12 protein-coding genes and 1 riboswitch are annotated in these 13803 nt (G+C 49.5%); all 12 genes read left to right on the top strand.

What is annotated here, in order from left to right; all coding sequences use genetic code 11:
* Positions 1-8 precede the first annotated feature (8 nt).
* The 12 genes from HPL003_RS22845 to HPL003_RS22790 all read left to right on the top strand — a co-directional run bounded on the left by HPL003_RS22845 (position 9) and on the right by HPL003_RS22790 (position 13774).
* Positions 9-443, top strand: coding sequence for a peptidylprolyl isomerase (locus HPL003_RS22845; protein WP_014282150.1), 435 nt, complete (start codon positions 9-11; stop codon positions 441-443).
* A gap of 251 nt (positions 444-694) precedes the next feature.
* Complete coding sequence (locus HPL003_RS22840) at positions 695-1708, top strand: 2-oxoacid:acceptor oxidoreductase family protein (RefSeq protein WP_014282149.1); 1014 nt, start codon at positions 695-697, stop codon at positions 1706-1708.
* Complete coding sequence (locus HPL003_RS22835; protein WP_014282148.1) at positions 1708-3996, top strand: thiamine pyrophosphate-dependent enzyme; 2289 nt, start codon at positions 1708-1710, stop codon at positions 3994-3996. The genes HPL003_RS22840 and HPL003_RS22835 overlap by 1 nt, the downstream gene beginning before the upstream one ends.
* Positions 3997-4216: 220 nt before the next feature.
* Positions 4217-4684 (top strand): IDEAL domain-containing protein, encoded by a 468-nt coding sequence (locus HPL003_RS22830; RefSeq protein ID WP_014282147.1) that lies wholly within the window; start codon positions 4217-4219, stop codon positions 4682-4684.
* Positions 4685-4752: 68 nt separating this feature from the next.
* Positions 4753-4926, top strand: a riboswitch (FMN riboswitch).
* Positions 4927-5260: 334 nt separating this feature from the next.
* Positions 5261-5926 (top strand): riboflavin synthase, encoded by a 666-nt coding sequence (gene ribE, locus HPL003_RS22825; protein ID WP_014282145.1) that lies wholly within the window; start codon positions 5261-5263, stop codon positions 5924-5926.
* A gap of 28 nt (positions 5927-5954) precedes the next feature.
* Positions 5955-6647, top strand: coding sequence for a 3,4-dihydroxy-2-butanone-4-phosphate synthase (gene ribB, locus HPL003_RS22820; protein ID WP_014282144.1), 693 nt, complete (start codon positions 5955-5957; stop codon positions 6645-6647).
* Between the two features lie 46 nt (positions 6648-6693).
* Entirely contained in the window at positions 6694-7158 is a 465-nt protein-coding gene (gene ribH / locus HPL003_RS22815) for a 6,7-dimethyl-8-ribityllumazine synthase (RefSeq protein WP_014282143.1), read from the top strand.
* A 173-nt stretch (positions 7159-7331) separates the two neighbouring features.
* A complete protein-coding gene (locus HPL003_RS22810; protein WP_014282142.1) occupies positions 7332-8126 on the top strand; it encodes a segregation and condensation protein A in 795 nt (264 codons plus the stop codon).
* Complete coding sequence (scpB, locus tag HPL003_RS22805) at positions 8095-8697, top strand: SMC-Scp complex subunit ScpB (protein ID WP_014282141.1); 603 nt, start codon at positions 8095-8097, stop codon at positions 8695-8697. The genes HPL003_RS22810 and scpB overlap by 32 nt, the downstream gene beginning before the upstream one ends.
* A gap of 186 nt (positions 8698-8883) precedes the next feature.
* A complete protein-coding gene (locus HPL003_RS22800; protein WP_014282140.1) occupies positions 8884-9597 on the top strand; it encodes a DUF2953 domain-containing protein in 714 nt (237 codons plus the stop codon).
* 158 nt (positions 9598-9755) lie between these two features.
* Positions 9756-11810: a hydantoinase/oxoprolinase family protein gene (locus tag HPL003_RS22795; RefSeq protein ID WP_014282139.1), complete on the top strand. Its 2055-nt coding sequence runs from the start codon at positions 9756-9758 to the stop codon at positions 11808-11810.
* Complete coding sequence (locus HPL003_RS22790; RefSeq protein ID WP_014282138.1) at positions 11807-13774, top strand: hydantoinase B/oxoprolinase family protein; 1968 nt, start codon at positions 11807-11809, stop codon at positions 13772-13774. The genes HPL003_RS22795 and HPL003_RS22790 overlap by 4 nt, the downstream gene beginning before the upstream one ends.
* The last annotated feature ends 29 nt before the right edge of the window (positions 13775-13803 follow it).

Raw genomic sequence — 13803 nt, 5'->3', positions numbered from 1 at the left:
TACAAACAATGAAAAAAGGTAGAATAGATCTTGAAAATGGCGGTATCGTCGAAATTGATTTTTTTCCAGAAGAAGCGCCAAACACGGTTGCTAACTTTGAAAAGCTGGCAAACAGCGGCTACTACAACGGATTGAGCTTTCACCGTGTAATTCCAGGCTTTGTTGCCCAAGGTGGTTGTCCTAATGGAACAGGCACAGGCGGCCCTGGCTATACAATCGACTGCGAAACAGCTACGAACACAACGAAGCATGCCAAGGGCGTTCTGTCCATGGCGCATGCAGGCCGTAACACAGGCGGAAGCCAATTCTTCATCTGTTACGCTCCACAGCCGCATTTGGATGGAGTACATACTGTATTTGGTCAAGTGACCAAAGGTATGGAATTCATTGATGCTGTAAAACAAGGCGACAAAATGAAAGAGGTTAAAGTATTTGACGCGTAATATACCGTTAAATGCATGATCTTTTTTAAATAGCGTTGCACCTAAGCCGTTCTGTCTTTAGACAGGGCGGCTTTTATTGTCTTTTGTTTGACGGTTTATTGATTTTCGCAATCACGTAGTCATTACAGTGCGTAAGATCACATTCGAAAAGTAAGTGTTGTGATAGCCTTTTCATAAGAATGCATTTTCCATTTTTTTTTATATGAGTATTCAAACTCAGTAAGGATTGGAAAAGAAGGGGGCTTATCACATTGTCTATTTTAACGCGCACAAATCGACTCGGATTTTTTGAAATCCGGCTGGAATCCATTGGTGGACTCGGCGCTAATCTGGCTGGTAAAATGCTGGCCGAAACGGGCGTTCTTGGTCTGGGGCTGAATGCTTCCAATTTCTCGTCCTACGGTTCAGAAAAGAAGGGAACCCCGGTCAAAAGCTTTGTACGTTTCTGTGATCCCGGGGTCGATATCCGTGATCACAGTCCGATTGAGCAACCGCATGTAGTAGGCATTTTTCATGAAGCATTGTACAAAACGGTCAATGTCATCAGCGGGCTTCCAGCGGATGGGATCGTTGTGGTCAATTCCACGCGTCCGGCAGAGGAAATACGGGCTGATTTGGGATTGGTATCCGGCACGCTGGCGGTAGTGGATGCGATGGGCATCGCACTGGAGGAGCGGACCAAGCTAAATACGTCCATGTTGGGTGCGCTGTTCCGTGTCTGTGATTTTTTAGATCCAGAGGCGATGAGATCGGTTATTCGCAGTACCTTTGAGAAGAAAAATCCACAGCTGGTGGAGCCTAATTTGCGTACGTTTAACCGGGGCTTTGAGGAAATGGAGCTACACGTATATCCGGTTACGAGCGATGCACAGGATCGCATTTTTGAACGGCCGCAGCCTTTGCTGGGCTATGAAACACAACCCTCGGGAGGTGTTATTGCCACGCAGGGAAACAGCATGACGAGAGATGTCAGCGGTTCACGTCAGGGCTTTGTGCCTGAATATGAAGCTGATAAATGTACGCATTGTGCCAAGTGTGATTCGATTTGCCCGGATTACTGTTTTGTATGGGAAGAGCAAGCAGACAAACGCGGAAGAATGATTCCATTTTTGCAAGGAATTGATTACCAGTATTGCAAAGGATGTCTGAAATGTGTAGATATTTGCCCATCGGGGGCATTAAGCTCGCGTCGCGAACAATGGGGATGGGCGGAACAGAATCGAGTTGCCCACCAATTTCCGGTATATGAAGGAGGACGTGTGTAATGGCGAAACTGGAGGAAGAGCTCAAGCAGACTGGCGCCGCACAGGTGACGACGTTCGAATCCGGCAATGAAATGGCGGCTACGGCGGCTGCGCAGATCAATTATCATATGATGGGATATTTTCCGATCACACCGTCGACCGAGGTGGCGCAATATCTGGATCAGATGAGAACGAGAGGTCAGCATGACATTAAGCTGGTCGCGGCGGATGGTGAGCATGGATCGGCAGGGATATGCTATGGTGCTGCGGCAGCGGGAGCGAGGGTTGTGAACGCGACAAGTTCGCAAGGCTTCCTGTATATGCTGGAGCAGTTGCCAGTGCAGTCCGGTACTCGTTTTCCTATGGTTATGAATCTGGTGACCCGGGCTATTAGTGGCCCGCTGGATATCCGTGGGGATCATTCGGACTTGTATTATGGACTGAATACGGGCTGGGTCATTTTGACCGCAAGCACGCCGCAGGCTGTGTATGATATGAACATTATGGCGCTGAAAATCGCAGAGCACAGCGATGTCCGGCTGCCTGTGATGGTCGCTTATGACGGTTTTTACACGTCCCATCAGAAGCGTAAGGTGCAATATTTTGCCGATGCCGAAACCGTGCGCGGTTTTGTGGGACCGAACCCGAATCTGAATTATCCGAATATTTCCGATTTTGACCATCCGGTTACTGTCGGGGCGCATATGAATGGCGATGACCTGACGAATAATCATGCTCAGTTATCCGAGGCGTTAAAGCTTTCAGAAGGAGTATATGAGCAGGTTGCCGCAGAATATGCCGCTTTATCCGGGCGGGAATATCCGATTTTGGATCTCTATCATATGGAGGATGCCGAGGTTGCAATATTCCTGCTGAATTCGGCGGCTGAATCGGCTAAGGATGTAGCCGATCAGCTCCGCGCGCGCGGCATTAAGGCCGGTGTGATTCGTCCGAATATCATTCGGCCGTTTCCGGCTGCGCAGCTGCGTGAGGCATTGCGCCATGTCAAGGCGCTGCTGGTGGGTGAACGTGCGGATTCGTACGGCGCCGATGGCGGTAATTTGACGCACGAAATCAAGGCGGCCTTGCAGGAGGACCCGCTGAACCGGACGCTTGTATTGTGCCGCATCTTTGGCTTGGGCGGCAAGGATTTTTATGCGGAAGACGCTGAGGCATTCTTCCAGCTTGCGATTGAGGCGGCGGAAGCCGGACGGACCGAGAAGCCTTTTGATTACTATGGGCTTAATCCGGGGTCCCCGGACAAGGTCATGCCGCAGGTTATGCAGCCGCCACGGGGCGATGCGTACCGTACGGGTCTGATTCAGGTTACGCCGGATGAGACGACCGGGAAGCTCAAGGTCAAGGTGCCGCCGTTACGTTCACTCACGACCAAACCACGCCGTCTCACGCCGGGTCATGGGGCGTGTCCGGGCTGTGGAGCGTTGTCTGCGCTGGAGCTGTTTTTCAAAGGCATCGAGGGCGATATCGTCGTGCTGTTCCAAACAGGCTGCGTATACGTGGTGACGACAGGTTATCCGTATACATCACATAAGCAGCCAATGATTCATAATCTTTTTCAAAATGGGGCTGCCACGCTCTCTGGAGCGCTGGAGGCTTACATGGAGATGAAGCGCCGCAATGAGATCGAGATGGCGGATGATCCGACCTTTATTATGATCAGTGGTGACGGCGGGATGGATATCGGCATGGGCTCGGCTATTGGGGCTGCTCTTCGCAATCATAAGTTGATCATGCTGGAATATGATAACGAGGGGTACATGAATACAGGCTCGCAGCAATCGTACTCGACTCCGGTCGGTCATATGACAAGCACGTCAGGTGTAGGGAAGATGCAAAAAGGCAAACAGGGCCACCACAAGGATACGGTGCAAATTATGGCAGCCTGCAACATTCCATATGCCTTCACGGCAGCCGAAAGCCATCCGCAGGATATGCTGCGTAAAGCGGCCAAGGCACAATGGTATGCCAATAACGTGGGTACGGCCTATGGTAAAATCCTCTGCGCCTGTCCGCTGAACTGGAAATCCGAGGATAGACTGGGTACCAGCATTGTAGGTGCCGCTGTGGAATCTTGCTTCTTCCCGTTGTACGAGATTGAGCAAGGCAGTACGACGATTACGTACAATCCGGAGGACAAGGGAAAACGGATTCCAGCCGCGGAATGGCTCAAATTAATGGGCAAAACGAAACATCTTCTCAAGGAGGAAGCCACGCTGGCTACCTTTGAGCAGGAGATTGAGCGCCGCTGGAGTATCCTGAAAAAGAAACATGAAATTTCGGAGCTATAATCCAATTTTTTGCATAATAAACTTTTAACATTGTTATCAGATGTTGCAGTACCGGTTCAATCAGGATTCTTTGCGCTTGTTGCGTGAAGAATCTTTTTTGTCGTTTATGGGATGAAGCATAAAAAATCAGGTAATGATTTCCGATATAGGAGTGGAGGCCTACGTGAAACATGTTGAATTAGAGCTTTCTCTGAATTTTAAGATGCAATGAGGTGCAGGTATGATTAAGCTGAATACAGTTGAGATAATCGAAATTATAAAGAAGCAAATTCCCAAGGTCATGAATATCAAGCCAGTGGAACTGAAATTTACGGATGACTTTGGACGGACATCGCTGGCAGCGACGGATCACAAATTCACGCTGACGAACCAGCATTATTCCGCCAAGGTGATGGATTGTGTGCTGGAGACGCAGGTGCGTCCCATTTTAATGTGCGAAATTATTTATTTTCTGAAATGTGAGTTTATCGACGGGCATGTTGATGTACGGCTGGATTACGATATATGCGCGGAGGGTGGCTGTGGACCAACCGCTTCGGCGGTCATTACGTTTGATCATGCTACGCAGCTCGGGATCGAAGAACTGGCCGATCTGATTGATCTGGCTCTACACATGAATGATAAAACCTGGTTTGAAGAGCTTTCCAGCCAATATGTTAAAACAAAAGCAGGAGCGTCCATTAGATAACTTGCTTTTTTTAGAAGTCGGTGCTAATATACGTAACAAGTTTAATGCTAATTCAATTGAATAAGAGCAAGATCCTTCGGGGCGGGGCGCAATTCCCCACCGGCGGTGATGACGTGTCTGTAAATCGCTACTGCGATGAACAGCGCGGCTTAGTCCGTGACCCGGATGCTGAACGATCAGCAGAAGGTGGACCTGGTGCAATTCCGGGACCGACAGTATAGTCTGGATGGGAGAAGGATACGAAGCGCATGTGCATGACGTGACATGTGCCGATTTTTAGCATACGTAATGGTACGTACGGCTTATTTCGTTGCAGGTAGCAAACGGAAGATTGCTTGTTCTACAAGCTTTCGTTTTCGCACGCGCTCTGAGCGTATTTAGTTGTATGGTCAGTCATGCTTTCTATTGGCAAACTTATCATTCATGTGGTCTCAGGATGTATATGGACTGCGCTTGTATACTGCAAATTCGACTCTCATCACCTCCATGACGGATATTATCCGGACTGGGGTTTTTTTGCGCTTACGCCTGATGAATCAGGGATAAACTGAACTTTAGATGGAAAGGAGTGAAGGTATGTTTACCGGATTGGTCGAGGAAGTAGGACGGATTCAGCAGATTTCCAGAAGCGGAGAAGCGATGGTGCTAGGCATTACGGGTTCTGTGATATTGGGCGATTTGAAAATAGGAGACAGTGTTTCTGTGAATGGTGTTTGTCTGACCGCAATACAGGTGGGTACTAAGGATTTTAAGGTAGATGTAATGCCGCAAACCTTTCGCAACAGTAATTTGAAGGAGCTGAAATCCGGTAGCCGAGTCAATCTGGAGCGGGCTATGGCTGCGAACGGCAGGTTTGGAGGGCATATCGTACAGGGACATGTGGATGGAACGGGCACGATTCGTCGGGTGACATCAGACCAGAATGCGGTTGTGTACGAAGTTGCACCTACAGATCAGGCAATATTCAAATATATTCTTCTCAAAGGCTCGATTACAATCGACGGTATCAGCCTGACGGTTGCCCAGCGCACGGGAGATGCCTTTGCCGTATCTATCATCCCCCATACCTTATCCGAGACGGCCTTGCAGGCCAAACGTGAGGGAGACACCGTCAATATTGAATGCGACATTTTAGGTAAATATGTGGAGCAGCTTTTGAACTACGGAGAATCATCGTTGACGGAGGGCACGAAAAAAGCTCCTATGAGCCTGGATTATTTGGCGAAGCACGGCTTTGCCTGATGCCACAAGAAATAAGGAGGAAAGTGTAATGGAAAGCGGGAGCAGAGAGAGCTATTCAAATATAGCGGCTGATGTAGTGGAGTATGATGCGTTGGAACAGGAAATGGAAATTCGTCTGGATTCCATTGAAGAAGCGCTGGAGGATCTAAAGAACGGAAAAGTCGTGATCGTGGTGGATGATGAGCAACGGGAAAACGAAGGCGATTTTATCGCTCTGGCTGAAAAGGCGTCCCCCGAGGTCATTAATTTCATGATTACTGAAGGCCGCGGGTTGGTCTGTGTGCCGATTACAGGGCAAAGAGCAGAGGCACTGGAATTGCAGCCGATGGTGGAGCAAAATACAGATTTCCACGGCACAGCCTTTACGGTGTCGGTGGATCATAGAGAGACGACAACGGGGATTTCAGCAGCCGAGCGTTCATTGACCGTGCGTGCGCTGACCGACGAAGCAATCGTGGGGAGCGATTTCCGCAAGCCTGGTCATATGTTTCCGCTGATCGCCCGCGATGGGGGTGTTTTGAAGCGAGCGGGTCATACCGAGGCGGCTGTAGATCTGGCCCGGCTCTGCGGCTCCAAACCCGCCGGGGTCATTTGCGAAATTATAAAGGAAGATGGGTCTATGGCCCGGATGCCCGATTTAGCAGTAATCGCCAAGCGTCATCATTTGAAGCTGATCAGTATTCAGGATTTGATTGGTTATCGTCGTCGTTTGTCATTGTAAATACAGTTTTGCAACTCATTATTTTAAAAAAGAGAGGTTGATTCATATGGCACGTTTTCTGGAAGGTAATCTCGTATCGGATGGTTTGAAGTATGGTATTGTAGTGGGCAGATTTAATGAGTTTATCACAAGTAAGCTGTTAAGCGGGGCAATCGATGCACTTCAGCGGCATGGAGCCCAGGAAGATGAGATTGATGTGGCCTGGGTGCCAGGTGCTTTTGAAATTTCATTGATTGCTCAAAAAATGGCCGCGAGCGGTAAATACGATGCTGTGATTACACTGGGTACGGTGATCCGTGGTTCTACCTCGCATTATGATATCGTCTGCAATGAAGTAGCCAAGGGTGTGGCGGCGAGCAGTCTGAAAACAGGAGTGCCTGTTATTTTCGGTGTAGTGACGACGGAAAACATTGAGCAGGCTATTGAGCGTGCAGGTACGAAGGCTGGTAATAAAGGCTGGGATTCCGCACTGGCTGCGATTGAGATGGCAAATCTGGCCAAGCAGTTTTAATATTGCGAATACCTGAATAGAACGGCATAACTATAGCCGGAAAAAGGGATTGGATTGTTAAGCAAGGCGATGACGTATATACTACAGAAAGAGGGATTGATAAAGTCGAGCATAAGTGCTAACGGGGAAAGGTATTGTTGAATGATGATTGGAGTAAGGCAGGGGGAAGCACATTGACAGTCGTAAATTACAAGCTGGAGACATTCGAGGGTCCGCTGGATCTGCTGTTGCATCTGATTGATAAGGCCGAGATCGATATTCAGGATATCCCGATTAGTGATATTACGGATCAGTATATGGCTTTTTTGCACAGTATGCAGGAGCTGGAGCTGGACATTACGAGCGAGTTTCTGGTGATGGCGGCGACGCTCTTATCTATTAAGAGTAAATTGCTGCTTCCCAAGCCACCTGTAATGGAATATGATGATTTGGATTTTTATGAAGAAGAGGATTATGATCCACGGGATGAACTGGTTCGCAAGCTGGTGGAGTATCGTAAATATAAAGGGATTGCCCGCCATCTGAGTGAGCGTGAATGGGAACGAAGTCTGATCTATGGCAAGGAGCCGGAAGATTTGAGCGCATTCCTGCCCACCGAACCCGCCAATCCGGTGCATGGGCTACATGCAAGTGATTTGGTCGCGGCCTTTCAGCGTGCGCTGCGTAAAGCAGAGCGACGTACGACGGTAACCCGTATTCATCGCGATGAAATTTCGGTCAAGGACCGTATTCGCCAGGTCATCGGGGCGTTGGAGATGGTAGGGACGGGAGGACGGCTTCTATTCTCCAAGCTGATGCATGAGGAGATGTATCGCCATGAAGTGGTAGTCACCTTTTTGGCTATCCTCGAACTGATGAAAATGAAGCAGATTTTCTGCTATCAGGAAAAGCTTTTCGATGATATTGTAATGGAGTGGAGAGGGGATTTACGGGTTAATGGATTATCTGAAGCTGAAATCAATTATTGAGGGACTGCTGTTTCTCGCGGGAGAGGAAGGGTTGTCCGCCAAGCAGATCGCCGACATTGTAGAGCAGCAGCAAGAGCTGGTTGAAAAGAGTTTGGAGGATATGAAGCAGGACATGGAGCAGGGAGGAAGAGGTCTGCAAATTGTCCGTATAGCCGGTCATTATCAGCTGGCAACCTTATCCGAGCATGCACCTTTTTTTGAAAAGCTCGCTTATTCTCCCGCACGTGCCTCGCTGTCTCAAGCGGCTTTGGAGACACTTGCCATTGTGGCCTACCGCCAGACTATTACAAGAGTTGAAATCGAAGATATTCGGGGTGTCAAATCTGAGCGGGCTATACATACTCTGGTCAACAAGGAGCTTATTGAGGAAAAAGGTCGGGCTGAGGCCATCGGACGACCGATTTTGTACGGAACGACGAAGTCATTTCTGGATTATTTCGGTCTGGGCTCTTTGGCGGATTTGCCGCAGCCTGAGCTGTTTGAGGACTCGGATAATTTGGAGGAAGAGACACAATTGTTGTTCGAACGTTTGGAGAACAGCCAGCCAGATATGAATGATACGGAGTCTTGATGCCTGGCAGAAGCCTGTTTTACGGGTTCCTCTTCATTGTTACAGATTCGAAATATAGAAACAGCCAGTCCTCGCGTAATGGGGGCTGGCTGTTTAGCGTTTCAGTATGCATGTTTTCCGGGCGAAGGGTCATACTATTTTTGCCATGGTATATCCATGCAGAAAAAAGGTAGGGAGGACTCGCCAGTGTGGAAATGGATCGGTATCGCCATCATCGTCGTTTTGTTACTTGTGCTGGCTGTTCTGCTCTCCCGTATCCGATTGAAGCTGGATATTGCCAAGCATGATAATGATGACAGGGCGCATCTGGAGATCAGATTTCTGTACGGGTGGATTAAAATAAATTATGACATTCCGGCTATTCTGCTGGCAGGCTTGCAAAAAGGGCTTCTCTATCGACTCGATCGCAACAAAAACATACATAAAACGGATGCCTCTATTGACAGCGGGATTATTGATAAAGAGAAAATTAAGCGATTTATACACGATGTTCGTATACTGCTGAAAGGAACGCGATCTTTCCACCGATGGATACGTCATACGCTAGCCCATGTGACGATGTCGAAAATGGAATGGTCCACCAATATCAGTCTTGCTGACGCTGCTTATACGGCTACCTCTACTGGTATTCTGTGGGGGCTGAAAACGTCATTTATTGGTTTTGCCTCCAGCTTTGTGCGCATGAACTGCACACCCAAGCTGTTTGTCGTGCCTTATTGGGTGGATCGCCTGCGTTTTACTACCACTTTGACCTGTGAGGCAAGTATTTCACTGGGTTATGGCATTTATTCGATGCTCATATTGGCTTACCGCATATGGCGCGTACCAGGCGGTCCAGAGGCGTGGAAACGGGTATTCTCCAAGAGACCTGAGAATCGCCGGGTCAACAGTGAAGACTGATAGAATCCATCCTTCTCTGAACTTGGGACAGCACAAAAAAGGCTCTTGATATGTGTGTCGAATTTTATCGAATTATCTTGATTTATTTATATAATGTCGATAGAATTAGTCGTAATTATAGCAGAGACGTCGTGCGTAACAAGAGGAGGTAGTACAGGTTGGGCGATTCATGGAGATTGGGGATTGATATTGGGGGAACATTTACGGATTTAACCATATTGGATAATCAGAATGGTAAGCTTTGGGGAGTGAAAACACCAACCGTTTCGCAGGATCCTGCCCAGGGGATTGCTAACGGATTAGCTTTGTTGAAAGAGCGTGGCATTAAGCCGCAGGACATACATTACTTCGTGCACGGCACTACAATAGGTTTAAATACGTTACTACAGCGTCGCGGTGAGGCGATTGCACTCATCGTAACCGAGGGATTCCGAGATTTGCTGGCTCTCCAGCGTTTACGGTTACCGATACCGTATGATTTTCGTTCCAGACTGCCTGAACCGCTTGTGCCCAGAGAACGGGTCTTTGCCGTTAAAGAGCGCATGCTGCATGACGGTACGGTACATACTTCATTAGATTTGGATAGTCTGGATCAAGCGATTCGCGGAGCGGTGGATTCCGGGGTAAGCGGGGTAGTGGTTTGCTTCCTGCACAGCTATAAAAACCCGCAGCATGAGCAATTAGCTGTCCAGCGGATACGTGAGATCGCGCCCCAGTTGGGTGTGAATGCGTCCTCCGCCTTGTGGCCTCAGATGAGGGAATATGAGCGAGCGGCCATGACATCCGTTAACTTGTATATTCAGCCGAACGTCCAGCGTTATTTTGAAACGCTTCGTGAACGTTTGAATGAAGAAGGAGTCCAGACGCAGCCTTTTATTACACAATCGAATGGCGGTATTATGGATATAGGCACCGCTGCACAGGCGCCAGTGCGAACTTTGTTTTCCGGGCCCGCCGCAGGGGTAATCGGTGCAGTACAAGCTGCAAAATCCGCGGATATTGCTAATGTAATTACCTTCGATATGGGGGGCACGAGTGCGGATATTTCCATTATTGAAGGTGGTGAGCCTACATTCACACAGACCAATCAACTGGCAGGTATGCCGATTATGCTGCCTTCCGTTTCTATGTATTCGGTAGGGGCGGGAGGCGGTTCCTTTGCCTGGATTGACAATGGAGGTCTGCTTAAAGTAGGGCCGGAGTCAGTCGGTTCTTCACCGGGACCTGCCTGCTACGGCACGGGGGAAAGGGCTGCTCTGACGGATGCGTTCCTACTTTGTGGATATTTGAATCCGGGTAGGTTCGCCGCAGGGCATGTACAGCTTTTCCCTGAACGTTCTGCACAAGCGATTCGGCCCATTGCCGAACACTTGGGAACGGATGAACGAATGGCGGCGGACCGAATGATTCAGGTAGCTGTGGCGAATATGTATGCCGAGCTAAGCGCGGTGATGGAGCAGCACGGCTTTGATCCGCGGGAATTCAGTTTGCTTGCCTTTGGCGGTGGTGGACCGGTAACGGCTAATTTTTTGGCAGAGGAAATACAGGCACAGAGCGTTCTGGTTCCACCGAATCCCGGTACGTTGTGTGCGCTGGGGGCACTGTCGGCTGATTTTGCCTACGATGCAGTATTATCTCTACAGCAGCGGTTTGATGAGTATCCTTCCGATTCGCTCACGCGTGAATTTGATGTGCTGGCAGAACAGGCGCGGCAATGGCTTGATCAGCAACAGGTGGAGGGTCTGGAAGGCATCACATTGCACTACTCGATGGATGCCCGTTACAGCGGACAAGCCTTTGAAATTGAGCTGCCGCTGGAAAGCTCTATGCTGGAGGACGGAAACAGTGAACGGATTGTTACCGCATTTCACGAACTGCATCATCGTCAATACGGGCACAGCGATCCTTTTGCCGTATTAGAGCTGATTAACCTGCGGGTGCGGTTGGCAGGCCATACCATTAAACCTCGGATTGCCTCCATTTCGGAGGCGACGGATCAAATTCAGCCTTCGGGAACACGACGTATTATTTATGGCGGAACGGAGTATACCGCTGATGTATACGCTCGTACCGAGCTGCGTGCAGGCCATCGGCTTGAAGGACCAGCTATCGTCGAACAGGATGATACAACCGTTCTTGTGCTGAACGGCTGGTATGGCGTTACGGATCGGTCCGGCAACCTGATTTTGAAACGAAAAGAGGTGCGCGGATGAAGACAGATCCGGCAACACTGGAAATCATGCGAAGTTATTATAATGCAATTGCGGCGGGCATGGGCCATATTATTGAACGAACATCGTTCACGACATTTGTGAAGGAGTCTGCGGATTTTGCCACCGCATTGGCGACACCATCAGGAGAGTTTTTTGTTTACCCGAAAACCGTCGGGGTGACTATATTTTTGGGTTTAAGCTTACAGCGTGCAGCTGAGGCGTGTGAGCCGCTGGAGCCGGGCGACATTATCATCACCAATGAGCCGTATTCCACCGACGGATTGGCGACACACTTACCAGATGTCCATGTATTCAAACCGATTTTTGTGGACGGTGAGCTGATATCTTACGCTTGGGCATTTGTCCATTGCAGCGATGTAGGCGGACTGGTACCCTCTAGTATTTCGCCCGAGGCCACGGATATTCACCAGGAAGGTTTACGTATACCTCCAGTGAAGCTTTATAAGCGTGGTCAAGCGAATGCGGACGTGCATATGTTTCTGAATGCGAACAGCCGGGCACCACAGCTCAATCTGGGTGATTTTAATGCGATGGTGGCTGCTGTCAATACAGCGGAACAACGGATGCATACGCTAGTGAACAAGTTTGGTGTTCAAGCTGTGAAAGACAGTATGCAGGACCTTATGGATCAGGGTGAGCTTCGTGCCCGCAAGGTCATCGAACAAATTCCTGACGGCACCTACAGCTTTGCTGATTATTTGGACGATGACATGGTTTCGGATACTCCTGTGCGTCTGGCCGTGTCGGTTGTAGTCAAGGATGGAAGCATTACGCTTGATTTTTCCAACTGTGATCCACAGGTGAGAACGGCATTTAATCTCGTGACGAACGGGAAAAAGCATTCGTTTCTATTCCAGGGATTAATCAACTATATTATTAGTTCTGATCCGTTCATTCCGGTTAACGGAGGGATTACACGGCCCATTTCGGTCGTAGCACCAGCGGGTACGCTGGTTAATCCGGTATATCCGGCTGCGGTGGGCGTGAGGCATACGATTACGATGCGGTTATATAACGCTGTGCTTGGAGCGCTTGCGAAAGCTATTCCGAATGAAATTCCGGCCGCGGGTGCTGGGCAATCTGCGATTGTGGTGATGTCCACCCCCGACGTTTTGAGTGGTTCGCGCAATATGGCTGTAGTCCAGCCGATGGGCGGCGGGGGTGGAGGGAACAGTGATATGGATGGAGCGGACGGAATCGACCATGCTTCCGGTTTCCTCCGAAATACCCCGATTGAAAGTCTGGAGCAGCACATTGAAGTGCTGGTTCACCGCTATGAATTGCTGGAAAACACAGCAGGTGCAGGACTGCATCGCGGGGGTCACGCCATCCGGCTTGATTTTGAGATTCGAGAGGAAGGTTCCATAGTAACGGCTAGAGGTATGGAGCGGCTCCGCTTTCATCCTTGGGGACTGGCAGGAGGGCAAGCCGGTGCCTTGGGACAGGTCACATTGAACCCCGGCCGATCGAATGAACGAAAACTACCTAAAATCAGCGTACTCCATCCGGTGCCAGGTGATGTGGTCAGCATTCAGTCTCCTGGCGGGGGCGGCTGGGGTAGCCCGTTCAAGCGCGATCCCCAAGATGTACTGGAGGAAGTGCGAGCTGGCCTTCTGGGGGTGCAGCAGGCTGAGAACTTATACGGCGTTGCCGTTCGAGTACAAGATGGTGTGTGGGTGATGGATGAGGCATTGACAGGCCAGTACCGGGATGAAAAAAATTGGGAAGTCGCGGACTTATGGGATTTCGGGAGCGCAAGAGAAGCCTATGAAGCCATCTGGACATCAGAAGCAAGCGACAGCTTGGCGCAACTGCTCCAACAACTTCCACCAACTCAACGTGCTATTCGCAAGCAACTGGTTCATGAACGTGCCAAACAGATTTATCCGCAACAGAAATTGTCGGCCGCGTGTATTGAGCAGCTGTGGCAGGATTTAATGTAGAAGGCATTTTATTATCCATAAAAGGTGGT

Source organism: Paenibacillus terrae HPL-003, from assembly GCF_000235585.1.
In the GTDB taxonomy this organism is placed as follows: Bacteria; Bacillota; Bacilli; order Paenibacillales; family Paenibacillaceae; genus Paenibacillus; species Paenibacillus terrae_B.
Note: the sequence above shows the minus strand (reverse complement) of the source record. Positions and strands in the feature narration are given on the sequence as shown.

Excerpts from the sequence above, each read along its gene's own strand:
- HPL003_RS22845 (WP_014282150.1), top strand. The coding sequence starts at position 9 with ATGAAAAAAGGTAGAATAGATCTTGAAAATGGCGGTATCGTCGAAATT.
- HPL003_RS22835 (WP_014282148.1), top strand. The coding sequence starts at position 1,708 with ATGGCGAAACTGGAGGAAGAGCTCAAGCAGACTGGCGCCGCACAGGTG.
- HPL003_RS22830 (WP_014282147.1), top strand. The coding sequence starts at position 4,217 with ATGATTAAGCTGAATACAGTTGAGATAATCGAAATTATAAAGAAGCAA.
- ribE (WP_014282145.1), top strand. The coding sequence starts at position 5,261 with ATGTTTACCGGATTGGTCGAGGAAGTAGGACGGATTCAGCAGATTTCC.
- ribB (WP_014282144.1), top strand. The coding sequence starts at position 5,955 with ATGGAAAGCGGGAGCAGAGAGAGCTATTCAAATATAGCGGCTGATGTA.
- ribH (WP_014282143.1), top strand. The coding sequence starts at position 6,694 with ATGGCACGTTTTCTGGAAGGTAATCTCGTATCGGATGGTTTGAAGTAT.
- scpB (WP_014282141.1), top strand. The coding sequence starts at position 8,095 with ATGGATTATCTGAAGCTGAAATCAATTATTGAGGGACTGCTGTTTCTC.
- HPL003_RS22790 (WP_014282138.1), top strand. The coding sequence starts at position 11,807 with ATGAAGACAGATCCGGCAACACTGGAAATCATGCGAAGTTATTATAAT.